General features: G+C 37.0%; 27 protein-coding genes. 10 read left to right on the top strand and 17 right to left on the bottom strand.

The window, feature by feature from the left end; all coding sequences use genetic code 11:
* Nucleotides 1–5: 5 nt before the first annotated feature.
* The 5 genes from EV07_RS03905 to EV07_RS03925 all read left to right on the top strand — a co-directional run bounded on the left by EV07_RS03905 (nt 6) and on the right by EV07_RS03925 (nt 4,611).
* On the top strand, nt 6–1,301 hold the full coding sequence (locus EV07_RS03905) for a glucose-1-phosphate adenylyltransferase (protein ID WP_036917506.1): 1,296 nt from the start codon (nt 6–8) through the stop codon (nt 1,299–1,301).
* A 159-nt stretch (nt 1,302–1,460) separates the two neighbouring features.
* Nucleotides 1,461–2,879: an NADP-dependent phosphogluconate dehydrogenase gene (gene gndA, locus EV07_RS03910; protein WP_036917507.1), complete on the top strand. Its 1,419-nt coding sequence runs from the start codon at nt 1,461–1,463 to the stop codon at nt 2,877–2,879.
* A gap of 4 nt (nt 2,880–2,883) precedes the next feature.
* A complete protein-coding gene (gene pgl / locus EV07_RS03915) occupies nt 2,884–3,600 on the top strand; it encodes a 6-phosphogluconolactonase (RefSeq protein ID WP_036918190.1) in 717 nt (238 codons plus the stop codon).
* Between the two features lie 71 nt (nt 3,601–3,671).
* Nucleotides 3,672–4,226 (top strand): CIA30 family protein, encoded by a 555-nt coding sequence (locus tag EV07_RS03920; protein WP_052043863.1) that lies wholly within the window; start codon nt 3,672–3,674, stop codon nt 4,224–4,226.
* Nucleotides 4,227–4,245: 19 nt separating this feature from the next.
* Nucleotides 4,246–4,611, top strand: a complete 366-nt coding sequence (locus EV07_RS03925; RefSeq protein WP_036917510.1) for a hypothetical protein — start codon at nt 4,246–4,248, stop codon at nt 4,609–4,611.
* Nucleotides 4,612–4,617: 6 nt separating this feature from the next.
* On the opposite strand, the gene ilvD is transcribed toward EV07_RS03925, so the two are convergent.
* The 3 genes from ilvD to EV07_RS03940 are packed head-to-tail and all read right to left on the bottom strand — an operon-like array spanning nt 4,618 to nt 7,273.
* Nucleotides 4,618–6,291, bottom strand: coding sequence for a dihydroxy-acid dehydratase (ilvD, locus tag EV07_RS03930; protein ID WP_036918196.1), 1,674 nt, complete (start codon nt 6,289–6,291; stop codon nt 4,618–4,620).
* A gap of 39 nt (nt 6,292–6,330) precedes the next feature.
* Complete coding sequence (locus EV07_RS03935) at nt 6,331–6,630, bottom strand: hypothetical protein (RefSeq protein WP_036917513.1); 300 nt, start codon at nt 6,628–6,630, stop codon at nt 6,331–6,333.
* A 34-nt stretch (nt 6,631–6,664) separates the two neighbouring features.
* On the bottom strand, nt 6,665–7,273 hold the full coding sequence (locus EV07_RS03940) for a uracil phosphoribosyltransferase (RefSeq protein ID WP_036918199.1): 609 nt from the start codon (nt 7,271–7,273) through the stop codon (nt 6,665–6,667).
* A gap of 69 nt (nt 7,274–7,342) precedes the next feature.
* Between EV07_RS03940 and EV07_RS03945 the strand changes: the two genes are divergently transcribed.
* From EV07_RS03945 to purQ, 5 genes are all read left to right on the top strand, one after another.
* Nucleotides 7,343–7,855, top strand: a complete 513-nt coding sequence (locus tag EV07_RS03945) for a pentapeptide repeat-containing protein (protein WP_036917517.1) — start codon at nt 7,343–7,345, stop codon at nt 7,853–7,855.
* Nucleotides 7,856–7,878: 23 nt separating this feature from the next.
* The gene (locus EV07_RS03950) at nt 7,879–8,979 is read left to right on the top strand and encodes a GTP-binding protein (protein WP_036918200.1); all 1,101 of its coding nucleotides are present in this window, start codon (nt 7,879–7,881) and stop codon (nt 8,977–8,979) included.
* Between the two features lie 115 nt (nt 8,980–9,094).
* The gene (locus EV07_RS09380) at nt 9,095–9,274 is read left to right on the top strand and encodes a hypothetical protein (RefSeq protein ID WP_072013318.1); all 180 of its coding nucleotides are present in this window, start codon (nt 9,095–9,097) and stop codon (nt 9,272–9,274) included.
* Between the two features lie 81 nt (nt 9,275–9,355).
* Nucleotides 9,356–9,628, top strand: coding sequence for a phosphoribosylformylglycinamidine synthase subunit PurS (purS, locus tag EV07_RS03955; RefSeq protein WP_052043914.1), 273 nt, complete (start codon nt 9,356–9,358; stop codon nt 9,626–9,628).
* A 12-nt stretch (nt 9,629–9,640) separates the two neighbouring features.
* Complete coding sequence (gene purQ, locus EV07_RS03960; protein WP_036917519.1) at nt 9,641–10,294, top strand: phosphoribosylformylglycinamidine synthase subunit PurQ; 654 nt, start codon at nt 9,641–9,643, stop codon at nt 10,292–10,294.
* A gap of 61 nt (nt 10,295–10,355) precedes the next feature.
* Here purQ and fba read toward each other — a convergent pair whose 3' ends face one another.
* From fba to EV07_RS04030, 14 genes are all read right to left on the bottom strand, one after another.
* Complete coding sequence (fba, locus tag EV07_RS03965; protein WP_036918207.1) at nt 10,356–11,429, bottom strand: class II fructose-bisphosphate aldolase; 1,074 nt, start codon at nt 11,427–11,429, stop codon at nt 10,356–10,358.
* A gap of 150 nt (nt 11,430–11,579) precedes the next feature.
* Nucleotides 11,580–12,647 carry a class I fructose-bisphosphate aldolase gene (locus EV07_RS03970; protein WP_036918209.1) on the bottom strand — a complete coding sequence of 356 codons (1,068 nt, stop codon included), beginning with the start codon at nt 12,645–12,647 and terminating at the stop codon, nt 11,580–11,582.
* A gap of 151 nt (nt 12,648–12,798) precedes the next feature.
* Entirely contained in the window at nt 12,799–13,917 is a 1,119-nt protein-coding gene (locus tag EV07_RS03975; RefSeq protein ID WP_036917520.1) for a Gfo/Idh/MocA family protein, read from the bottom strand.
* A gap of 8 nt (nt 13,918–13,925) precedes the next feature.
* Nucleotides 13,926–14,297 carry a hypothetical protein gene (locus tag EV07_RS03980; RefSeq protein ID WP_036917521.1) on the bottom strand — a complete coding sequence of 124 codons (372 nt, stop codon included), beginning with the start codon at nt 14,295–14,297 and terminating at the stop codon, nt 13,926–13,928.
* A gap of 29 nt (nt 14,298–14,326) precedes the next feature.
* Nucleotides 14,327–15,184, bottom strand: a complete 858-nt coding sequence (gene accD / locus EV07_RS03985) for an acetyl-CoA carboxylase, carboxyltransferase subunit beta (protein ID WP_036918211.1) — start codon at nt 15,182–15,184, stop codon at nt 14,327–14,329.
* Nucleotides 15,185–15,229: 45 nt separating this feature from the next.
* The gene (locus EV07_RS03990; RefSeq protein ID WP_052043864.1) at nt 15,230–15,712 is read right to left on the bottom strand and encodes a prepilin peptidase; all 483 of its coding nucleotides are present in this window, start codon (nt 15,710–15,712) and stop codon (nt 15,230–15,232) included.
* An 86-nt stretch (nt 15,713–15,798) separates the two neighbouring features.
* Complete coding sequence (locus EV07_RS03995; RefSeq protein WP_036917523.1) at nt 15,799–16,698, bottom strand: phosphoribulokinase; 900 nt, start codon at nt 16,696–16,698, stop codon at nt 15,799–15,801.
* A gap of 89 nt (nt 16,699–16,787) precedes the next feature.
* Nucleotides 16,788–17,879 carry a 3-isopropylmalate dehydrogenase gene (gene leuB, locus EV07_RS04000; protein WP_036917525.1) on the bottom strand — a complete coding sequence of 364 codons (1,092 nt, stop codon included), beginning with the start codon at nt 17,877–17,879 and terminating at the stop codon, nt 16,788–16,790.
* Between the two features lie 32 nt (nt 17,880–17,911).
* Nucleotides 17,912–18,949 (bottom strand): UDP-3-O-(3-hydroxymyristoyl)glucosamine N-acyltransferase, encoded by a 1,038-nt coding sequence (lpxD, locus tag EV07_RS04005; protein WP_036917526.1) that lies wholly within the window; start codon nt 18,947–18,949, stop codon nt 17,912–17,914.
* 34 nt (nt 18,950–18,983) lie between these two features.
* Nucleotides 18,984–20,078, bottom strand: coding sequence for a glutamate 5-kinase (gene proB, locus EV07_RS04010; protein ID WP_036917527.1), 1,095 nt, complete (start codon nt 20,076–20,078; stop codon nt 18,984–18,986).
* Nucleotides 20,075–20,584, bottom strand: coding sequence for a YqeG family HAD IIIA-type phosphatase (locus tag EV07_RS04015; RefSeq protein WP_036918214.1), 510 nt, complete (start codon nt 20,582–20,584; stop codon nt 20,075–20,077). The genes proB and EV07_RS04015 overlap by 4 nt, the downstream gene beginning before the upstream one ends.
* A 4-nt stretch (nt 20,585–20,588) precedes the next feature.
* Nucleotides 20,589–21,125, bottom strand: a complete 537-nt coding sequence (locus EV07_RS04020; RefSeq protein WP_036917529.1) for a DUF3727 domain-containing protein — start codon at nt 21,123–21,125, stop codon at nt 20,589–20,591.
* Nucleotides 21,126–21,145: 20 nt separating this feature from the next.
* On the bottom strand, nt 21,146–21,604 hold the full coding sequence (ruvX, locus tag EV07_RS04025) for a Holliday junction resolvase RuvX (RefSeq protein ID WP_036917530.1): 459 nt from the start codon (nt 21,602–21,604) through the stop codon (nt 21,146–21,148).
* 4 nt (nt 21,605–21,608) lie between these two features.
* Nucleotides 21,609–22,697 carry a hypothetical protein gene (locus tag EV07_RS04030; protein WP_036917532.1) on the bottom strand — a complete coding sequence of 363 codons (1,089 nt, stop codon included), beginning with the start codon at nt 22,695–22,697 and terminating at the stop codon, nt 21,609–21,611.
* Nucleotides 22,698–22,705 lie beyond the last annotated feature (8 nt).

Here is a 22,705-nt window from a genome sequence, read left to right on the forward strand (position 1 = left end):
TCGGCATGAAGAGAGTACTGGCCATCATTCTTGGAGGAGGAAAAGGGTCACGCCTATATCCCTTAACAAAAATGAGAGCTAAGCCTGCAGTTCCTTTAGCAGGTAAATATCGTTTGATAGATATCCCCATAAGTAACTGTATTAATTCGAACATCACCAAGATGTACGTTTTAACTCAGTTTAATTCTGCTTCACTTAATAGGCACTTAGCACAAACTTATAACTTAAGTTCTCCTTTCGCTCAGGGTTTTGTTGAAGTATTGGCTGCTCAACAGACTCCTGAAAGTCCATCATGGTTTGAGGGGACAGCAGATGCTGTAAGAAAATATCAGTGGTTATTCCAGGAATGGGATGTTGATGAATACTTGATTTTGTCAGGGGATCAACTTTATAGAATGGATTACAGCTTGTTTGTAAACCATCATCGTGAAACTGGAGCTGATTTGACTGTTGCTGCCCTTCCTGTGGATTCTATGCAAGCTGAAGGGTTTGGATTAATGCGTACTGATCGTGATGGAAATATTAAAGAGTTCAAAGAGAAGCCTAGTGGTGAAGCTCTTAAGGCAATGGCCGTAGATACTTCTCGTTTTGGCCTTAGCAAAGAATCTGCAAAAGATAGGCCATACTTGGCTTCAATGGGCATATATGTTTTTAGTAGGGCTACTTTGTTTGATCTTCTTAATAAACACCCCTCTCATAAAGACTTTGGCAAGGAAGTTATACCAGAAGCATTAAACAGAGGTGATGTTCTTAAGAGTTATGTTTTTGATGATTATTGGGAAGATATTGGAACTATTGGGGCTTTCTACGAATCAAACTTGGCTTTAACTCAGCAACCTAAACCTCCTTTTAGTTTTTATGATGAGAAATTCCCTATTTATACTCGTGCAAGGTACTTGCCACCATCTAAATTAGTTGATGCTCAAATAACCGATTCTATTGTTGGAGAAGGATCTATTCTTAAATCGTGCAGCATTCATCATTGTGTTTTAGGTGTTAGAAGTAGAATTGAGACTGATGTTGTTTTGCAGGATTCCCTCGTAATGGGATCTGATTTTTATGAGTCAGGAGAAGAAAGAGACGCTTTAAGGAAAGGAGGTGGCATACCTCTTGGCGTTGGAAAAGGAACAACTGTTAAACGTGCGATTTTGGATAAGAACACGCGTATTGGGGATAATGTCACAATAATCAATAAAGATAATGTTGAAGAAGCAGATAGATCTGATCAAGGCTTTTACATACGTAATGGAATTGTTGTTGTTGTAAAGAATGCAAGTATTACTGATGGAACTATTATTTGAATTTCTTTATAAGGTAAGAACGTTTTCTTCTAAGAATATTTTCTATTAATTAATTTCTTTGAATGGATGAGGATGGTTTATTCCTGACATTCCTTATAAAAAGGCAGCAAATTTGAAAACCTTTCGTCACACTTGTCAAAGTTAAGAAACAACTTTTATATGGCCAAGGCACATTTTGGGTTGATTGGTCTTGGAGTTATGGGAGAGAATCTCGTACTTAATGCAGAAAGGAATGGCTTTTCTAGCGTTGTTTATAACCGTACTTATTCAAAAACAGAAGCTTTCCTGAAAGGTAGAGGCGCTTCCAAATCAATTGCAGGAGCAATTGATTTAAAGGATTTTGTAAACAAATTAGAGCGACCAAGAAGGATTTTGATGATGGTCAAAGCAGGTGCTGCGACTGATGCTGTTATTCAGCAAATCTCTCCTTTTTTGGAGAAGGGTGACCTTTTGATAGACGGTGGTAACTCTTTGTTTTCTGACACAGAAAGAAGAGTTGCTGAATTAGAGAGTAAAAGTTTTGGCTATATCGGAATGGGTGTTTCTGGTGGATCAAAAGGTGCCTTGGAAGGTCCAAGTATGATGCCTGGTGGCACAAAAGCTTCTTATGAGGCTATAGAAAAGTTGTTGACTAAAATGGCAGCACAAGTAGAAGATGGACCCTGTGTTGCTTATATGGGGCCAGGTGGATCAGGACATTTTGTTAAGACTGTACATAATGGAATTGAATATGGAATTGAACAAATATTGGCTGAAAGTTATGACCTAATGAAAAGAGTGTCACGGATTAATTGCGATGAAATTTCTAAGGTTTTTGGTTTATGGAATCGCAGTGAGGAACTTTCTTCTTACCTTGTTGAAATCACTGAGATTTGTTTGAAAACTAAAGACCCAGAAGATGGGTCTGACTTGGTTGAGAAGATAATAGATAAGGCTGGTCAGAAAGGTACTGGCTTATGGACTGTTATAAGTGCACTGGAATTAGGTGCAGCTGTTCCGACTATTTATGCATCCCTTAATGCAAGAGTTATGAGTTCCATTAAATCTCAAAGAGAAAATGGTGAAATTATTTTGGGCTCTCCAATTGTAAAAAGCTTTGATTTAGGTTCACCATCAGACGGCATGTCTCCGATTATGGACGCAGTAGTTTTGTCGACTATTGCAAGTTATGCACAAGGCATAGAAATTTTGCGCTTGGCATCTGAAGAATATAGTTATAGTCTTCAGATCCCTTCCATTGCTCAGATTTGGAAAGGCGGTTGCATAATACGATCTACTCTTTTGAGACGAATACAAGATGCTTTTATTGCTGACTCTGAATTACCTAACTTGTTATTAGATCCTTGGTTCAGTGACCAAGTTTCCAGAAGATTGCCAGGTCTTACGAAAGTAGTCTCTATTGCCGCACAGGCTGGCGTACCGGTCCCATGTTTTAGTAGCACGCTTGATTATATAAATAGTTATAGAACTTCTCGCTTACCCCAGAACTTAGTACAAGCTATGCGGGACTGTTTTGGCTCACATACATATGAACGTATTGATAAGGAAGGTTCTTTCCATACAGATTGGGTTGAATAATTCTATGGTTTCTTTCAATGTAGAAAGGTCAATAGACCAAGACACGTTGGCCAAGTCAGCTTCTGATGTAATCAGTGGTCATATTAAATCTGTTCTAAAGTTCAAGGATCGATTTAAAATTGCTCTTTCAGGAGGTTCAACACCGAGGAAGGCTTATAAGCTGTTGAGTTCAACAGATCTCCCTTGGCATCGTGTCGATGTTTTTTTGGGAGATGAGAGATGGGTCTCGCATGATGATGAGACAAGTAATGCTTTGATGCTACGTCAAACATTGCTAGCGTCTGATAGTGGATCAAAGGCTTCTTTTCATCCAGTCCCTACTACTGAATTTGATTCGCCAGAAAGAAGTGCTCACGAATTCTCTAATCTTATAAGGCAAGTTTTTAAGAATGATTTCCCATGTTTTGATTTGATTCTTCTTGGGCTTGGAGAAGATGGTCACACCGCTTCATTATTCCCAGGAACTGATTCTTTGAATGTTAAAAATACTCTTGCAACTGTTGGTAGAGGTAAAGGTCAAGAGCGAATAAGTCTTACGGCTGAAGTGCTCAGTGCAGCCTCCAAAGTTATTTTTCTAGTAAGTGGGGTTTCAAAACAAATAGCATTAAAGCGTTTGTTAGACCCTAACGAATCATATGAGCGAACTCCTGCAAGGCTGGTGCAACCAAAGTCTGAAGTCTCTTTATTGGTTGATGATGCAGCAGCGGGTTTATTAATATGATCTAAAGTTATTAATGAGATTAGGTTTGGTCAATTATTAACTTTTAAAATTTCAATAAGGAGACTATTAAAATGTCTACTGAAAACTTTTCAATTACTAGCTTTGATGATTTTAAAAATTGGAATACAATAAATGACACAATTATGGGTGGCTCTAGTCAGGCCGTATGCAAGCTAACTCCAATTGGACTTTCCTTGGAAGGAAATTTAATTGAGGAGAATGGTGGTTTTGTCAGTTGCCGCTCCCCATTGATCTCGCCACCGTTAGACATTTCACATTATCTAGGTTTGCAAATTGATGTTGATGGACAAGGAAGAACTTTGAAGATAGCTCTCTTATGTTCTGACTCTTTTAGCCGATTAACAGAATTTATTTCAGGGCGCGTTAGATGGGTCGCTGAGGTTGAAACGGATAATTTAGGTACTACTAATGTTCAAGTCCCATTTTCCGCCTTCTCGCCAACAATAAGGGCAAGACAGCTGCCTTTTCCATTGCAATTTAAACCTCATTGTATAACTCAATTTCAACTTCTACATTCAAGGTTTGGTACAAATGGCAACCTGAATCAGGGGTTTTCTCCTGGCCCTTTTCGTATACTCCTTCGTTCTATAAGTGCATACTCCTGAACCGGGTCAAAATTTGTTAATGGAAATTGCCCAGGCATGTGATTATTGTCTAAAGCCCTGGAGGCATTCTGTTATTGATATCTCTTGTGATTCGATATATAAAACAACACCTGAGGCTATGGATTTGACCTTGAGGGTGGAAAGTAGGAGTGTCGAAGGGCAGCGTTATCCAGAACATGATCTGGAAGTTGAGATCTTCAAAAGTGGCAATGATTTAAGCATTACCTTGTCTTGGGCGGCTTTTCCTGATAAGCCAATCCTTTGGCATGGAAAGCATTCAATTTGGATGGATTCAATCAGCGGTATGAGGTCTCATGCTCCAGATGGAGGCTCTTCTTTGGAAGCATTGGCAAGAAGACTTAGGTCATCCTTATTAATAGAGTGAAGTCTATTATTGCAATTGATCAGTTACAGCGCCTTTGCTTGAACTGCTAACTAAACGAGCATATTTGCCAAGGATTCCTGATGTGTATTTGGCTTTAGGCTTAACCCATCTCTTTTTCCTATTGGCGAGTTCTTTGTCGTCAATGTTTAGTTGAATAAGCTTTTTATTTGCATCTACTGTGACACTGTCGCCATTTTGAATTAATGCAATATTGCCACCTATGGCGGCCTCGGGAGCAACATGTCCTACTACTAAGCCGTAGGTTCCTCCACTGAAACGACCATCTGTTATTAAAGCAACTTTTTCACCCAGTCCTTGACCGACAATTGCTGATGTTGGTGCAAGCATTTCTCTCATGCCAGGACCACCAACAGGCCCTTCGTTTCTGATTACAACAACATCTCCTGCAATAATTTCTTTATTAAGAATTGCGGCCAAACAATCTTCTTCACTTTCAAAGATTTTTGCTGGGCCTGTAAGCACGGGTTCTTTTATACCACTGATTTTGGCAACACTGCCTTCAATAGCAATATTCCCTTTGAGGATTGCTAAATGACCTTTCTTATATATAGGAGAGCTTATTGGTTTAATAACATCTTGATTTGGTGGAGGGATGGCAGGTATGTCATTGAGTATCTCTTTAATTGTCTTGTCTTCTATAGTTCTACAGTTGCCATGAATCAGGCCAGCATTTAGAAGGATTTTCATTACCTGAGGTATTCCGCCCGCCTGATGTAGATCGACAGTTACATATTTGCCACTTGGCTTTAAATCACACAATACAGGTACCTTTTGTCTGATTGTTTCAAAATCGTCGATAGAAAGCTGAATTCCAGCTGAACGAGCAATTGCTAGCAGATGAAGGACAGCATTCGTTGATCCACCTACTGCCATCACCACACTGATTGCATTCTCAAAAGCTTGTTTAGTTAATAGATCCAGGGGACGAATGTCTTTTTTGATTGCATTTACAAGTGCTTCTGCACTTTTTTCGGTGCTTATTAATTTTTCTTCGTCTTCCGCTGCCATTGTTGAACTGTAAGGCAAGCTTAGTCCCATTGCTTCAATTGCTGCAGACATTGTGTTTGCAGTAAACATGCCGCCGCAACTACCTGCTCCAGGAATGCAGTGCTTTTCAACTTCTATTAACTTTTCTTTTGTAATTTTCCCACTGGTTAATTGCCCGACTGCCTCAAAAGCACTTACAACAGTTAAATCATCACCATTAAGTTTTCCTGGCTTAATTGTTCCGCCATAAACAAATATTGCTGGAATATTCATTCTTGCCATAGCAATCATTGCACCAGGCATGTTTTTATCGCATCCTCCTATTGCAAGAACACCGTCCATACTTTGAGCATTACAAGCTGTCTCAATAGAGTCTGCTATTACTTCTCTAGAAACTAAGGAATACTTCATTCCTTCTGTGCCCATAGAGATACCATCGCTCACAGTTATTGTTCCAAATATTTGAGGCATTGCACCGCCATCTTTTATTGCCTTCTCAGCTTTTTTTGCTAATTCATTTAAACCAATGTTGCAGGGAGTAATGGTGCTATAGCCGTTAGCAAGTCCTATTATTGGTTTATTGAAATCACCATCATTAAACCCGACTGCTCTAAGCATTGCTCTATTAGGTGATCTTTGTACACCTTGTGTTATGGCACTAGATCTAAGCATCATTTATTTAAGAAGGAATTTAGTATTAATTGCGTTGATTCATTCATTTTCTCCTAGCTCTTCGAGCTGTTTTCTTACATCTGCAATAGCTGCATTTAATTTCTCAACGCGATCTTCTAGTTTTTCTTCCTTTTGATTATCTATAGATGTTGATGAACTATCGAATGCTTCTGAGCCATCTTGAATGCGTGGAGCATATAGCATTGCTTTTTGTTTCCTAGTTTGTTGTCTCCTTTCAGCTTCAGAAAAAAGCCACCAAGCAAGACCAGCTGCTCCTAAAATTGCCCCGCTTATAAGAGACCCTAAGCTGCTTGCACTTGACTCACGATATGGATCCATAGAAAAAAAACTTCCTGCTTTAATACTAATGCGATCAAGTGATTATTGTATTAAGTCGTAGTGATGGATTTCCTATTCCAGGTATGATTTCACCTTTCGGAGATAGCATTGAGTCAATGCATGATGAGTAGATTGTGAGATCTGGAAAGCATTCTCCAAGGTTGTTTAAACCCTTATTAGAAGCAAGACAAGTTATAACTCTTATACGTTGTGATTCAACATTTTGTTCTTTAAGAGCTTTGATTGTCTTTATGAGATTTTCCCCAGAATCTATTTGGTCACAAAAAATAATAATTCCAGACTTTTTTTCAATATTTTTTGGGACATCCCCTAGACATATCTTTGCATTTGGCAGCATCTCTCTTGCCCCTTGCCACATTTGCAATCCACAAGGCAAATTGGGAATAACAAGTAAAGGAATAGATGTTTCTACTAAAATACCCTCTGTTTTACCTTGATTAGTTGTAATTTCTTTCTTTGAATTTGGCAGCCAATCTCTTAAGGCTTCATATGTAAGCCATTTCCCTAATTGTTCTAATGCAGTTGCATAGATGGCAGAAGGACTCGAGTCAATTCTAAGGATTGATAACCAATGGCCAATTAGTGGATGGGGTGGAATTACAACATGTAGTGTCATCGCCATAAGACTTTTTCCTGTTATTTGCAATAACGTGAATAAACAAACTACTGTTTTTAACTTTAATTATCTTCTATGACTAAAAATCTTTCTCTTTTATCTCGTTTTCAGATTTTTTTCGCAATACTTCTTTTTGTTCTGACTGTTGTTATAGGAGCGCCTGAAGTTTGGGCAAAGAGGCCACCTGAAATTAGAAATCAGGATGATTTGAAGATTTCTAAGGACATGCATGAAATGGATTTAAGTGGGTATGAATTTGTTAAATTTGATTTAAAAGGAATTGATTTTAGTGGCTCTGACTTAAAGGGAGCTGTATTTAATAACAGCAAATTAAATGGAGCTGATTTGCATGGAGCTAATCTGCAGGATGCATTGGCGTACGCAAGTGATTTTGAAGACTCTGATTTATCAGATGCTAATCTCACCAATGCTTTGCTCATGGAAAGTAATTTTGAGAATACATTAATTGAGGGCACTGATTTTACAGATGCTGTTTTAAGTAGAATCCAGCAAAAACAACTTTGTTCAATGGCTAGTGGAACTAACTCTTCTACTGGTATAGATACTACTTATAGTCTTGGTTGTTGATCAAAAGAAGATTTGATTTTGTTATGCCTAAACGTTTACCAGTTACTATCATCACTGGTTTCCTTGGAGCAGGGAAGACTACACTCTTAAGACATCTTTTAAAGAACAGTCAACAACGTTTGGCTGTCATGGTTAATGAATTTGGAAGTGTTGGATTAGACGGTGATCTTATTCGCGGTTGTGGTTTTTGTGATGATGAGGGAATTGAAGGTAGGTTAGTTGAATTAAATAATGGCTGTCTGTGTTGCACTGTGCAAGATGACTTCCTTCCTACGATTGAGAAATTACTTATACGAGCAGACTTATTAGATGGAATTGTTATAGAAACAAGTGGGTTGGCATTGCCAAAACCTTTGATTCAGGCGATTGAATGGCCTCAAATTCGCTCTAAGGTATTCGTTAACGCTGTTGTGACTTTGGTTGATAGTGAGGCTTTGTCTCTTGGAAGTCCCGTAGGAGACATGAAAGCGTTAGAAAAACAAAGATTAGAGGATGAAAGTCTTGATCATTTAACTCCTATCCAAGAGCTTTTTGAGGATCAGCTTTCTTCTGCTGATATTGTTTTATTAACCAGATCAGATTTGATAGATCACAATGCAATTACCAAGCTTAAACAAAATATTTTCAAGTATTTAAATGATGGTACATCTGTTATCCCTGTAGCCAATGGTCAAATTGATCCTCCTTTGATTCTGGGGGTACGAAATGAAAATCAAAATAAAGGTAATTTAGATCACCATGACCATGACCATGACCATGACCATGACCATGACCATGACCATGACCATGACCATGACCATGACCATGACCATGACCATGTTGAGGCTTTTAGTTGCTCTATTAAAATGGAACTAAATATTGTTCAGTCTGAAATAGAAGATTTTCTATTATCCCTATCAAAAAAGCATGAAATCCTCAGATTAAAGGGAAGACTCTGGCTCCCAAAAAAGGCTTTGCCACTTCAAGTCCAAATGGTTGGGCCAAGAATTTCTACATGGTTTGAAAAAGCACCTGACAATGTTTGGAGACCAAATGGAGGAGGTGGAGTTGAACTTGTTATCTTAAGTCTTAATGAAGACTTGGAAGAGAAGATATCTATACTTTTCGCTAATAGATTTTCTTAATAAATAAAATAGAAACTTATATGACTTTTTGGTTGTTTGATCTATTAAAATAGGCAATGTTATATGAAATGAAAGAAGTTTTCATTTTAGCTCTTATTTATTTGCATTCTCTTAAGTGAGTTCTTCAGTAGCTAAAAATCATGAACAAGGATCCCCTTCTCTTTCGTCAAGGACGCTAGAAGTAAATGTATGTGAGCAGTGTGGGGGAAATGGCTATATGAAAAGCACGCCAAATTGCTATCACACATGTCTTAACTGTCTTGGCAGAGGCTTAACCCCTCAGACATCTAAGTAATACCCAAAACAAGGATAATCAATACCCAAGGTGTTGATTATCCTTGTTTTAGGACTAACCTTAATTAATTTCAATCAGAAAGTGCCAGTTTTCAAAGCAAAGGTCACTGTTCAGCTTAGATCTTCAGTTTTAGATCCAGCTGGGGAAGCTGCTAAATCGGCTGCAATAAAACTTGGAATCAAAGGTGTCACAAGATTAAGGATAGGGAAATCTATAGATATTGATGTAGAAGCTTCTGATATGGAAGAAGCAAGACTACAAATTGCTGAACTTAGCGATAAATTATTGGCTAACCCTGTAATCGAGGATTGGGATTTAGAACTCAATCCTTCTGATTCAGTCCCTAATATTTAAACTGATAAAACAATGACTATTGGTATTGTTGTTTTCCCTGGCTCAAATTGCGATAGAGATGTTTATTGGGCTACAGAAGGTTGTCTTGGAATGTCTTCACGTTTCCTTTGGCATGAATCAACCGATTTGGATGGGATAGATGCTGTTGTACTTCCTGGAGGGTTTAGTTATGGAGATTATTTAAGATGTGGAGCAATAGCTAGATTTGCCCCTGTTCTTTCTTCATTGATTGAATTTGTTAATAAAGGTGGCAAGGTACTTGGAATATGTAATGGGTTCCAAATACTTACAGAGCTGGGTTTGCTGCCAGGAGCTTTAACTAGGAACAAGGACTTGCATTTTATTTGCGATACAGTTCCTTTATTAATTTCTAGTCAAAGAACTAAATGGTTCGAGAAGTATCAATCTAAAGAGGATTTTCTTCTCCCTATAGCGCATGGAGAAGGGCGTTATCAATGTAGTGATGACACGCTCAAGAAGTTAGAGGACGATGATTCTATAGCAATAAGATATAAAAATAATCCAAATGGATCTATAAATGATATCGCTGGCATAACAAATAAGCAAGGAAATGTATTAGGAATGATGCCTCATCCTGAGCGCGCAGCTGACAAATCTTTAGATAGACTTGATGGAAGATATATCTTACAGGCTTTGTTGGATTAGAGCTAATAATGCAACTAGAAAATCTAATTAAAGGTTTTTAGTTGCATTATTTTAGACTTACTTATACCCTCACAGTGCTTTTAGGATCTAAACTCCCTTTTGCATATAGACCAGAATAGTAATTTGTACTTTCTTGTTTGATCTTACTTGCTTGGCCAGCACACCAGAATTGTTGATATCTATCAAGACAAACTTGTTTCATGTATTTCCGTGCTGGTTTATTAAAATGTCTTGGATCAAAGTTGGTTGGATCAGCAGCTGCAGCTTCCCTTACAGCAGCAGTAAATGCCAGCCGATTGTCAGTGTCGATATTTACTTTGCGCACTCCGTTACGTATCCCTTCTTGTATTTCTTCTACAGGCACTCCGTATGTCTCAGGTATTGCTCCTCCGTATTTATTAATCATGTCTAGCCATTCTTGAGGGACAGAGCTTGATCCATGCATTACAAGATGAGTGTTTGGTATGGCCTTATGAATTTCTGCAATTCGACTAATAGCAAGCACTTCACCAGTTGGCTTTCGTGTGAATTTATAGGCCCCGTGACTTGTTCCAATAGCAATAGCAAGAGCATCTACTTTAGTTTTTTCAACAAAATCAGATGCTTCCGCAGGGTCTGTTAAGAGCATGTCTTTTGAGAGTTCACCTTCGAACCCATGACCGTCTTCTGCTTCTCCTTTGCCTGTCTCTAGTGATCCTAAACATCCCAATTCACCTTCTACACTTACCCCTACTGAATGAGCGAAATCAACAACCTTTTTTGTTACGGCAACGTTATATTCGTAACTTGATGGAGTTTTGGCGTCAGCCTCTAGGGAGCCATCCATCATTACTGAGGTAAACCCATTGATAGCAGCGGAATAACATGTTGATGGATCATTCCCATGATCCTGATGCATTACTACAGGGATGTTCGGATATGTTTCTGTTGCGGCAATGATTAAATGACGTAGGAAAATCTCTCCTGCGTAGCTACGTGCACCTCTTGAAGCCTGAAGAATAACTGGGCTATCAGTTTCTGAAGCAGCTTCCATTATTGCCTGGACTTGCTCGAGATTATTTACATTGAAGGCTGGTATGCCATAGCTATTCTCAGCTGCATGGTCAAGAAGGAGTCTTAGTGGGACAAGTGCCATTGGTTTCTCGGTAATATCATGTGAACCCAAGAAAAAAGTCCTGGGCCAAAGGACCAGGACTTTAGAAGATAAAGGTATGAAATGTCACGTAATTTAGCGACAAAAAATCCTTTTTTGTGTAAAAGTTATTTTTTGATTCTGTAAAAAAAATCAGTATTTATATCCAGCAACGAATAATTGCTCATCTGAGGAAGGCTGAGATCCACTGACATAGCAGCCTTTTGAGGCTTCTGAATTGGCCTGAGCACGTGCTAATAATGCTGCTTGCCCTTTAGCGATATCTACTCCCTTCCATGCCTTGAGGCATGAATGTTGCAGAGCACGTCCATAAGAGAATCCAACATTCCAATTAGCTTTTCTTACTATTTTATTCATTAAATTCAAATAAACTGATGCAGCTTCCTCGCTTAGTCCTCCTGAAAGAAAAACAATTCCTGGTACTGCAGCCGGAACAGATCTCTCCATAGTCCTAATTGTAATTTCCGCAACCTTTTGCGGATCTGCTTTTTCACTGCATTCAGCTCCTTGAACAGTCATAGAAGGCTTCAATAATGTCCCTTCTAGGTAGACGCCATTGTCTTGGCAAGCAATATAAACTTCTTTTATGACTTCTTCTTGCACAGAGGCAGTTTGATTTATTCCATGAGAGCCATCCATTAATATCTCAGGCTCAATTATTGGAACCAATCCTGACTCTTGGACAGATCTTGCATATCTAGCCAAGCCCCAAGCATTTTCCTTTAATGACAATTTTGATGGACAACCATCAGCTGTTATTTGCAGTACAGCTCTCCATTTAGCAAAACGAGCACCTTGTGCGTAATAATCTGAGGCTCTTTCTACTAGACCATCTAATCCAGAACAAAAAGTTTCTACGTCTTTTGCTCCTGCAAGTGGTCTTAAGCCTTTATCTACTTTTATCCCTGGAATGATTCCAAGTTTCTCGAGTTTCTTAACCATTGATTCGCCATCTGAATGGTTTTGAAAAAGTGTTTCTTCAAAAAGAATTGCTCCACTTATATATTCTCCTAGGCCTTTAGCGGTAAACAACATTCCCCTATAGGCCTGTCTGTTTTGTTCTGTATTTTCAATACCTATAGAGGCAAGCCTTTTACCTATAGTTTTCGTTGATTCATCTACAGCTAGAATTCCTTTTCCTGATTTTGCTAGAGAGCTAGCAGTCTTTTTTAACTCTTCCTTGTAATAAGTAAGCGGCATGATTTTTAACGAAAAAAGTTGAATAAATTTTTTCAGATGATGGTCTACTGATTCATATTTAATACTCATTCTCGTGTATAAAAAAATACCCACAAACAGATCATTTAATCAAAGCAATGTTTATTCAATGCGATTTGATTTTTTGTCAGGCTCACAAGGAAAGATTCATTCCAGAATTTGAGGACTCTATTATTTTTTCACATACTTTTTGACTATTCAAACCTTCGATTAGTCCAGGAATCATTGGAAATCCTGAAATAATACTTTCAGCCCACCATTTATGTACTCTTAAGACCGGTGCAATTCTTCCATCTTCCCAAGTCTTTTCGAAGAGGAAATCATTGTCAGGTTTGATTTGTGAAAGTGCTTTATTTTTTTCAGCAAACCAAAGAGCAAAGCCATGTACGTAATCTTTTTGATTATCACTACCAAGTTTTAAGGTTCCATTACTCCCGTATATTTCAAGCCAACAGCCTCTCCCATTCCGTGATATTGAAGATAAAGCTACTTGAACAGGTATAGACAAGTTTGAATTTATATCTGAAAGTTCTAAATTAGCCAAACAAATATCTTCAGAGGTTACTGATTGAGCTCTATCTGTTTGTGGGTTATATCTTTCTTTTATAGAAGTTGATGTAATGGCATTTATGTTTTTTGTTGGGCCAAAGAACCAATGTAATAAATCAAAAGCATGAGTACCTAAGGCTCCAATTACTCCGCCTCCGCTCTCTTGTTGTGAATACCAGTTCCACTCTCTACTCTCATCAGCCCGGCTACTCATTAGCCAATCTAGCTTTATAAGCCAAGGGGTGCCGATTAAATTATTGTCTAGCATCTTTTTTGCTTGCATGAATAATGGGACTGCTCGGTATTCAAAGTCAACTGCTACTGAAAGGTTTTTACTTAGAGCGATCTTTTGAAGTTCTGAAATTTCCGAGCTCTTTAACGCTATTGGTTTTTCTAATAAAAGATGTTTACCTGCATTTAATGCCTCAAGAGCTAATCTGAAACGAGGTTCGGGAGGAGTTGCAATAATTACAGCTTTTATATTTGGATCATTTAGTAAAGATGACCAGTCTTGATAAGGTTTTAGAGAAGCATTTCTTGTATAACATTCCTTTAAGCGATTTTTACTTGGATGCCAAATTGCCATAGGTAATAAAGTTTCACTGTTATATAAAGCTGGTAAGTGTACTTTCTCTCCAAAGCCTAATCCTGCCAATCCGACTCCGAGTTTGGGGCCATTCTTTGGTAGTGAATTTGATTGCATTTAGCTATCTATTTGGAACATGCTCCATTTATTGTCTCATTAATCAGATAGTCCCCGTTTGCCGCCTCCCAATCTTTTGATACAAGTGGCATCCCATTTATTGCTATATCTCTATATAAGGATTTTGAACAATCAATCTCCATATTATACATTAACCCACTTGTTTCGTATGATTTATTTTTAGAAGGAAGGTAAAAAGTTTTTATCTCTATTATATTTATATCAAGTGATTGTATACTATTTTTATCCCACCATTGACGACCGTATTTAGATGGGTCAACTTCTATCCATTGATTGTTTTGCATAAAACTATTGTTAATAGGACTAATTAGAATTATCAGACTAAATAATAAATTAAATATAGCTCTTAAGCTATTCATAAAACTTGCTTCTTGCTAAATTTCTATTTTTAATACCCATGTAATTTCAGCAAGGTAGAAAGAGTTGTCCTTAACTTTGTACGAGGTATTATTTTATCAACAAAGCCATGGTCAAGTAGATATTCGGCGGTTTGGAAATTATCGGGTAGTTTTTCTCTGAGAGTTTGTTCAATGACTCTTCTTCCTGCAAAGCCTATTAGTGCTTTTGGCTCAGCTAGAATTAGATCACCTAGCATTGCAAAGCTTGCTGTTACGCCCCCAGTTGTTGGATGAGTTAGAAGTGGCATGTAAAGCTGTTTTGCCTCTCTATGTCTTTCAAGAGCGCCAGATATTTTAGCCATTTGCATAAGGCTTAACATCCCTTCTTGCATGCGTGCACCACCGGAAGCACAAATGATTAGTAATGGAAGCTGCTGAGAAGTTGCTTTTTCGATAAGTCTAGTAATTTTCTCTCCTACAACTGACCCCATGGACCCACCCATGAATCTAAAATCCATAACGGCAAGTGCTAAATCGATCTCTTCGATTTTACAAAGACCTGTTATTACACCATCTTTCATCCCAGTATTTGCTTGGCTTTCTCTTAGCCTGTCAGCATAAGCTCTTCTATCTTTAAATCCTAGTGGGTCAATAGGAGCTAGATCATTGTTTAGTACTTTGAAACTCCCTTTATCTACTAGTAACTTGATTCTTTCCTCACTATTAATTCTATTGTGATGACCGCAGTTGCTGCAAACATTTGCATTAGAAAGTAGATCTTTTCTATATACAACTTGACCACATTCAGGGCATTTCCCCCATAAGCCATCACCTTCATCAGTTTCTTGGACGACCTTCCCAACAAACTGATCTTTTCTTCTTGCTGCAAACCAATCGAAAAGTGACACAGGATTAAGACTTGCTAGTCCCATTAATTATCTTCATCTTACAAACTAGAGGAACAACCATTGCCCTTTATCAAGAATCCAGACACTTTGAATAGAAAAGCAAATGAAAGGTGCGAATGGAAATGCTTGCCATGGCTTTAGTCTTTGTGAAATTCTGCCAATTAGGCTGAAAAATCCAGCCGCTATGAAGGCTGCTGACATTGCAATTTGAATGCCATCGATTCCAAGCCATGCTCCTCCTAAAGCAGCTACTTTCGCATCACCAAAGCCAAGAAGAGTTTTCTTGAATATCTTTTGCGATAAAAGAGATATTGTTGCCATTAGAATAAATACAACAATTGAAGCTAATAAGTGATCCTTAACTTGTATCCCGCCTAATATAATGTCATTTTTTGTAAGTAATAAAAAGATAAATACGATTGATATTTCTATAATATATTTAGGTATTTTTAAGTATTTGAAATCATAAATAGATGTTATTAGCAATGTTGTAAATATATGAATATTTAAATATAAATTTAAGGACATTTTGTTTTTGCTATTAATAAATTAATACTAATTGAATATCAATCTATCTATAATTCTATTATAATATCAATTTGTTATTGAGAAAATCAAGAAGATCTTTTTTCTTCAATCATTCTATGAATTATAGGTGTAAGTATTAGTTCCATAGCAAAACCCATTTTGCCTCCATTCACTACTATGCTTGTTGGGCTAGACATAAATGAGTCGTTAATCATGCCTAGAAGATATTGGAAATCTATTCCCCATTTTTCTCTAGCTCCTTTTCGGAAATGGATAATTACGAAACTTTCATCGGGTGTTGGTATATTTCTACAGATAAAGGGATTTGATGTATCAATAGTCGGAACCCTTTGAAAGTTGATATCAGTTTTACTAAACTGTGGACATATATGATTGATATAATCTGGCATTCTTCTAAGAATAGTTTCAACAATTGTCTCTGCTGAGTATCCTCTTTCTGCATTATCTCTATGAATTTTTTGTATCCATTCAAGATTAGTAATTGGCACTACTCCTACTAGTAAGTCTGCATATTTGGCTACGTCATAACCATCTCCAACGACACCTCCGTGAAGCCCTTCATAGAAGAGCAAGTCAGTTTTCTTAGGAATATCTTCCCAAGGAGTGAATTGTCCTGGCCCTAAGGTTGTTCCAAGCCTGGAGTTATGTTCTTCTGCCTCTTCTTGGCTATGAAGGTAGTATCTCTTGCTGCCACCTCCTTTCTCTCCGTATGTTTTAAAGAGCTCTTCAAGTTTGTCGAATAGATTTGCTTCAGGACCAAAGTGAGAAAAATTCTCGCCTTTTGCAAGAGCTTCTGCCATTGCTTCCTTCATAGGAGCTCTCTCGAAGCGGTGATAACTATCCCCTTCTACAACTGCTGGGATTATTTCTTCTCGAGCAAAAATGTGCTCGAAGGCCCTTTTTACAGTACTAGTTCCAGCTCCTGATGAACCAGTAACAGCTACAACTGGATGACGCTTCGACATCTACGATACGACTTTAAAATTACCTATAGATTTTCGCAGGTCATAGTCTTTGTATTTGATTGTTCTAGACAGTTTCTTAATCTTGTAATTTATTCAGAGTCTTCTAGAACGTTAATAATTTCTTGCCCCATTTTCTTGCAACCCACTTTTAACTCTGAGCTTTTGCTGAATATATCTAGAGTTCGAATGCCTTTTGAGAGAACTTTCTCAACTGCATCTTCAAGGTCCTGTGCAGCATCTTTTTCTTTAAGGCCAATTCTTAGCATCATTGCAGCAGAAAGAATCATTGCAATTGGATTAGCGAAATCTTTATTTGCTATATCTGGCGCTGAACCATGTACTGGCTCAAAAACGCCTGGACCAGATCCCCCTAGCGACGCTGATGGGAGCATCCCAATAGAACCTGTCAACATGGCAGCTTCATCACTAATAATGTCACCAAATAAATTACTTGTAAGGATGACGTCAAATTGAGCAGGGTTTCTTACTAATTGCATTGCTGCGTTATCAACATATTGATGATTTAGATCAATGTCTTGATATTGTTTTGCTGCAATAGTTACTCTTTCTCTCCATAATTGACTGACATCTAGGACATTTGCTTTATCAATTGAGCAAACCTTTCTTTTTCTTGTTGCTGCTAAATCAAAAGCTATTTTTGCTATCCGATCTATTTCATGGCTTGAATAAACCATTGTATTAAATGCTCTTTCTCCTGCTTCTTCAGTCTTAATCCGTCCTTTTGGTTGTCCGAAATAGATTCCTCCAGTAAGTTCCCGTACTACTACTAAATCAACATCTTCAATTACTTCTTTTTTTAAGGAGCTTGATTCTATTAAGGCTTTTATAATTTTTACTGGCCTTATATTTGCAAATAGATCAAGCTCTGAACGCAATTTAAGAAGCCCTGTTTCAGGGCGAGATTCTCTTGGTAATGAGTCATATTTTGGATCACCAATAGCAGCTAGAAGAATTGCATCGCTATTTTTACAAGATCTAAGAGTATCTTCTGGTAAAGGATTACCTGTTGCGTCTATAGCTCTTCCTCCAAAATGTTTTTCTTCAAAATTTAAAGAGATTCCATGCTTCTGACAAACAACCCTAAGAATAGCCTGAGTTACGCTTGAAATTTCAGGGCCAATCCCATCGCCTGAAAGAATAATTATTTTGTGGGAGCCCATTAGAGTTTATTTTCCTTGAATTGAATGTAATTTTAGGCCTTAATATCAAGTTTCCTTATAACTTTTGCTATTTCTGGAAGTTTTTTGAAAATAGCTGAGCTCTTCAGCCATAGTTTGTTGGAGATTGCTGGGAACCCACTGATTATTTGATCAGGTTCAATATCAGTATGAATTCCACACTTCGAGCTTGCTATTACATTCTTTCCAACAGTAACTCTATTTGCAACTCCTACTTGTCCAGCAAGAATTACATTGTCTTGGATTTTAGCTCCACCAGCAATCCCTACTTGAGCTGCCATTGCACAGTTCCTTCCAATATTAACGCCATGTCCTATCTGAACTAAGTTATCGATTTTTGTACCTGAACTTATTCTAGTTTCACCTACGACTGGCCTGTCAATTGTAGACCCTGAACCTATTTCAACATTATCTTCAAGAATTACATTCCCAGTTTGAGGCATCTTTTTCCATCCTCTATTTGTAGGGATAAAACCAAAGCCTTCAGAACCAATCACTGCATTTGAATTTATTACACAATTAGCACCTAATTTTGTAAAAGGGTGGATAACACAATTTGAATGTAATATGCTCCCTTCTCCAATCTCAACATTATTATAAATTACTACTCCTGGATGTATATCTGTATCGCGCCCTATCTTGCTTCCTTCTTCAATACATACATTTGCACCTATATATATATTATTGCCTATTTGTACACTTTTATGGATTATAGCAGAGCTATGAATACCTTTCCTCTTAATAGATTTAGTGCTAATTAATGCTAGTGTTTCTGCAAAAGCAATTCTAGGATCTTTTACAGCAACCCAAGATATATTCTTGTCAGTTGCCTTTTGAATTAAAGACTTTTGGTCAGGGATGATTAAAGCAGAAGCATTTGTTTTATCTAATTCATTTAACAAATAGCTCCCATCCTCTAAAAAACTTATTTGATTTGTTTCTGCTTTTTCTAAAGATGCAGCTGAAGTAATTTCAGGATCTGTCAATAGAGAATAATCTTTAACACTTGACTCTCCCTGTTCTAGAAATCTAATTAATTTGCTAAAAAGCATAGTTTATAAATGCGGTAAATAGAAGCGATTCAATCTAAAGAAGTAATTCACTAGAAAGTACTAAAACATCTCTGTGAACAACAATAGGAGATTGATCTGCTTTTAGTGGATTCTTTATTTTATCTCTTATTGACTCACTACTAAGAGAACTTATTCCTTTTGCAATCTCAATTCCTTCTGATGTATGTATTTGTATAGCTTGATTTGCAGCAAAGTTTCCTTCAACATTTGTTACCCCAACAAGCAAGAGAGAAGCCCCCTTGTTTTGTATTGCATTAGAAGCACCTTCATCTACTTTGAGAACTCCATTAGCATGAAGTGCGTGGGCTAACCAGCTTTTTTTTGTGCCTATTGGCTTTTGACTTGGATGAAAGACTGTGCCACCACGGGATCCATTTAGGATCTCTCCCAAACAATTAGGCTGCCTACCATCTGCTAGATGAACCGTTATTCCATTCTTTGTTGCAATTTGAGCAGCAATAAGCTTTGTTTTTATTCCTCCAGTGCCCCAATTGCTTGATGTGAGGGAATTTTTTTTTAAAAAGTTTAGTTCTTTAGAATTATGTACATCGGTTATGGGCTTTGCTTCTTTATTTAACTTAGGATCCTCGGAATATAGTTTATCGATATCTGTTAGTAAGACCAGTTGATTGGCTGATATTGCTGTTGATACAAGTGCAGAGAGTGTATCATTATCCCCATATTTTAATTCTTCATTAGCAATAGAATCATTTTCGTTGATTATTGGAATTACATCCCAGTCAAGAAGCTTTTTAATTGTCGATGAAGCGTTCTTAAAATATTCCCTTGATTGAAAGTCAGAACGTGTTAAAAGTATTTGAGCCACTTTATAATTATAATTTTTCATTGCATCTTCATAAAGAGAGATTAGATGTCCTTGACCTACAGCCGCAGCTGCTTGTAAGGAATTCATTTCATTTGGCCTGTTTCTTAATCCAAGACGATTGCAGCCTAAACCTACCGCTCCACTTGAGACAATGATGATTTGGTCGCCCTTGCTTTTAGCATTAGAAATATGTTTTGCGTACTCGTTAATTATTTCTTTTGTATTAAAGAATTTTGTTCCTCTTAAAAGAGTTGTTCCTATTTTAATTGTCCACAATGTCATATGTTAATGCCTCCTATTACTTTAGCTATTGTATCTTCAACTAACTGTACTTTAGTATAAGGCTTTTCTTTACCAGCAGTATCTATTGGATTAACAAGAATTGTATAAATTCCTAGACGATTCCCAGCAAGTATATCAGTGAAAATTCTATCTCCTATTATTGCAATTTCATTTTTATTTTTACTTGTCTTATTTATATAATTAACTAACTCTTTTACTCTTGGTTTGGATGCTTTATATGCAAAACTAAGGTTTAATTGATTGGCTATATTGCTTATTCTCTTTTTAGATGGATTGTTGCTAATAAGGTGAATATCAAAATAAGATTTTGCTTTTCTTATCCATTCTTTTACTGAACTATGAATAACAACATCACTTCTAGGAAGAATTGTTCCATCTACATCTAGTAAAAGTGAGTTAATGCCTTTTGAGATTATTGCTGAGTGAGAAATATTAGTAATTAAGCCACCACTATTCCATTTTGGTGTAAGAAGCTTCGAAGCCATATTTTTAAGATTCTCTATTCTCAAGCTCTGATTCGATCATAGGTTGAATTTTGTCAAATTCTTCGCCTTCAACTACGACTGCACTGCCATCTAATATTTTACCTACAACAAAGAAAGGATCCAAAGGGATATACAACCCATACTCTTCATTATCTACTTTAAAATTTACGAGCAATTCATAGAGCTCTGAATCCTCATCAAAATCCTTCTCTTCGAGTTCTTCTTGTTCTGGCTCTTCAAGCTCTCCTGCAATAGTTAGAGTAACTGCTGATCTAATTAGTTTTAAGTCATATTCTTGAAGGACTACATCTGCCACTTCTAGTATTGGCTCTTTCTTTTCTATTGTTTTTATTAGTTCAGGATCATTCTTTTCACTAAGCCGAAAAAGAGTTACAGGCGTATCAACTGGTGTAAGAAGAACATATTCAATTCCATCAATAGGGACAATCTGTTCAAGAAAGCAGAGTAGTTCGTTTTTTTTGCTATCTGCAACAAGAAGAGTGGGGACTTCGATATTATTTTGAAATTCAGAATCGGACATAATAGTTTGGATAAATGGAACTAAAGAGTTTTAGAGGGATTGCTTTTTGATATTGGCAGAAGATCTGGGCCTTCTCTTAACCACTGTTCAAGTAGGAGCCCTGCAACAGCACTATCAAGCTTTCCTGTTCGATCATTTTGGAGGTTGTACTTATGCCCAGCTTCCCAGCTGCTGCTATGTTCATTTACCCAAGCTAATGGTAAATCAAGCTCTGATGCAATCTTTATCCCATAGTTTTGGCAATGAATAGCCTGATTAGTCAATTTCCCATTTTCATCTAGAGGTAATCCAACAATTAATCCATTTACTTTTCTGTATAAACAATGAGCCTTAATAGTTGCTAAATCTTTTTTATAGCTTGCTCTATAAATAGCTGGAAGCTCAGTAATAGATAGGCCAAGTGGATCACATCCCGCTAACCCAATTCTTTTACGACCAAAATCTATACTTAAAATGGAAGTTGGTTTAGGTTTTATCAATTTACTAACGAGAGGAGACTGAAGGTGATGGCTGTGGGGAGTTGGAAGGCGTAAGCTTTTGTAGCATAGATTCTATTGTCGTCTTATTTAATACTTTAGATTTTAATCTATTTCGTTTTAAGATTGTTTTACCTAAAAGTAGTCTTTCACTTTGTTTAATTAATCCAAGTTTATTAAATAATTTGTTTATCTGCTCATCATTGGTATTAGTTTCTATAAATAATTTGTTCTTAGATAAAGATAATTTATTTAAAACTTGAGTTAATCCATTGTTCAATCTATTATCCCATATAATATCTCTTAAAAACTTTAGAGTTGTAATTTCATCAGGGAAATCTTGTTTTATCAAGCCAGCGATAACGGAAGAAAATCCTTCATTGTTGCAAAACAACAATCCAGTATAGTCATTTGATAGATTAATGATATCTAACAACTGACGATCAATAATCTCTCTTAAATGTACTGATTCACCAGCCATTTCAAGTTTCCATAGCGATCTTGCATTTGATTTATTTATTCTCTCCCATGTAAATATATTGTTTTCACTATTATCAATAGTATGTAAACTATTGGACTTTTTAAAAGGTTCATGATTATTTGATTTAAATGACCATATATTTATAATTTTATGTGGCTGAAAGCCTAGTTCTCTCGCAATTGAAAGTTCATCTATGCAATCTGTTGGATATTTAACTAGCCAATTCGTTTGTGCTCTTGGGACCAAATCTAAGGATTTCTTCATTAAACTAAATTTAACTTCACGTAGGCTGTTAAATATTGGTTCTTTGAAAACCTTAGGTAGAGAAATAGACCAACACGTACCTCTTTTGTTGCTTGGCTTAAGTATTACTGATGCTAGCAATCTATTTCCTTCTAAAGCAACAAGACAACGTGGCTGAATACTTGTAATTCTATTATTGATGGATTCTTCTGCTTTCGCAACACCATTGGTTATAAGTAAAGAATGAAAATTTGGTATGAATTTTTGATGATCTTTAAAGGGGAATTGGAATAAATGGCTTAAACCAAGCAATTCAACCCTAATAGTGTTAGTTCCTTTCTCTTGCAAACGTGTAGCGAGGAGTTTTTCCAACTCTATCT

Source organism: Prochlorococcus sp. MIT 0603, from assembly GCF_000760215.1.
Lineage (GTDB): Bacteria > Cyanobacteriota > Cyanobacteriia > PCC-6307 > Cyanobiaceae > Prochlorococcus_E.

Bases quoted from the DNA above. Each gene is read 5' to 3' on its own strand.
- EV07_RS03905 (WP_036917506.1), top strand. From the start codon at position 6: ATGAAGAGAGTACTGGCCATCATTCTTGGAGGAGGAAAAGGGTCACGC.
- gndA (WP_036917507.1), top strand. From the start codon at position 1,461: ATGGCCAAGGCACATTTTGGGTTGATTGGTCTTGGAGTTATGGGAGAG.
- pgl (WP_036918190.1), top strand. From the start codon at position 2,884: ATGGTTTCTTTCAATGTAGAAAGGTCAATAGACCAAGACACGTTGGCC.
- EV07_RS03920 (WP_052043863.1), top strand. From the start codon at position 3,672: ATGTCTACTGAAAACTTTTCAATTACTAGCTTTGATGATTTTAAAAAT.
- EV07_RS03925 (WP_036917510.1), top strand. From the start codon at position 4,246: ATGGAAATTGCCCAGGCATGTGATTATTGTCTAAAGCCCTGGAGGCAT.
- ilvD (WP_036918196.1), bottom strand. From the start codon at position 6,291: ATGCTTAGATCTAGTGCCATAACACAAGGTGTACAAAGATCACCTAAT.
- EV07_RS03935 (WP_036917513.1), bottom strand. From the start codon at position 6,630: ATGGATCCATATCGTGAGTCAAGTGCAAGCAGCTTAGGGTCTCTTATA.
- EV07_RS03940 (WP_036918199.1), bottom strand. From the start codon at position 7,273: ATGGCGATGACACTACATGTTGTAATTCCACCCCATCCACTAATTGGC.
- EV07_RS03945 (WP_036917517.1), top strand. From the start codon at position 7,343: ATGACTAAAAATCTTTCTCTTTTATCTCGTTTTCAGATTTTTTTCGCA.
- EV07_RS03950 (WP_036918200.1), top strand. From the start codon at position 7,879: ATGCCTAAACGTTTACCAGTTACTATCATCACTGGTTTCCTTGGAGCA.
- purQ (WP_036917519.1), top strand. From the start codon at position 9,641: ATGACTATTGGTATTGTTGTTTTCCCTGGCTCAAATTGCGATAGAGAT.
- fba (WP_036918207.1), bottom strand. From the start codon at position 11,429: ATGGCACTTGTCCCACTAAGACTCCTTCTTGACCATGCAGCTGAGAAT.
- EV07_RS03970 (WP_036918209.1), bottom strand. From the start codon at position 12,647: ATGCCGCTTACTTATTACAAGGAAGAGTTAAAAAAGACTGCTAGCTCT.
- EV07_RS03975 (WP_036917520.1), bottom strand. From the start codon at position 13,917: ATGCAATCAAATTCACTACCAAAGAATGGCCCCAAACTCGGAGTCGGA.
- EV07_RS03980 (WP_036917521.1), bottom strand. From the start codon at position 14,297: ATGAATAGCTTAAGAGCTATATTTAATTTATTATTTAGTCTGATAATT.
- EV07_RS03990 (WP_052043864.1), bottom strand. From the start codon at position 15,712: ATGTCCTTAAATTTATATTTAAATATTCATATATTTACAACATTGCTA.
- EV07_RS03995 (WP_036917523.1), bottom strand. From the start codon at position 16,698: ATGTCGAAGCGTCATCCAGTTGTAGCTGTTACTGGTTCATCAGGAGCT.
- leuB (WP_036917525.1), bottom strand. From the start codon at position 17,879: ATGGGCTCCCACAAAATAATTATTCTTTCAGGCGATGGGATTGGCCCT.
- lpxD (WP_036917526.1), bottom strand. From the start codon at position 18,949: ATGCTTTTTAGCAAATTAATTAGATTTCTAGAACAGGGAGAGTCAAGT.
- proB (WP_036917527.1), bottom strand. From the start codon at position 20,078: ATGACATTGTGGACAATTAAAATAGGAACAACTCTTTTAAGAGGAACA.
- EV07_RS04015 (WP_036918214.1), bottom strand. From the start codon at position 20,584: ATGGCTTCGAAGCTTCTTACACCAAAATGGAATAGTGGTGGCTTAATT.
- EV07_RS04020 (WP_036917529.1), bottom strand. From the start codon at position 21,125: ATGTCCGATTCTGAATTTCAAAATAATATCGAAGTCCCCACTCTTCTT.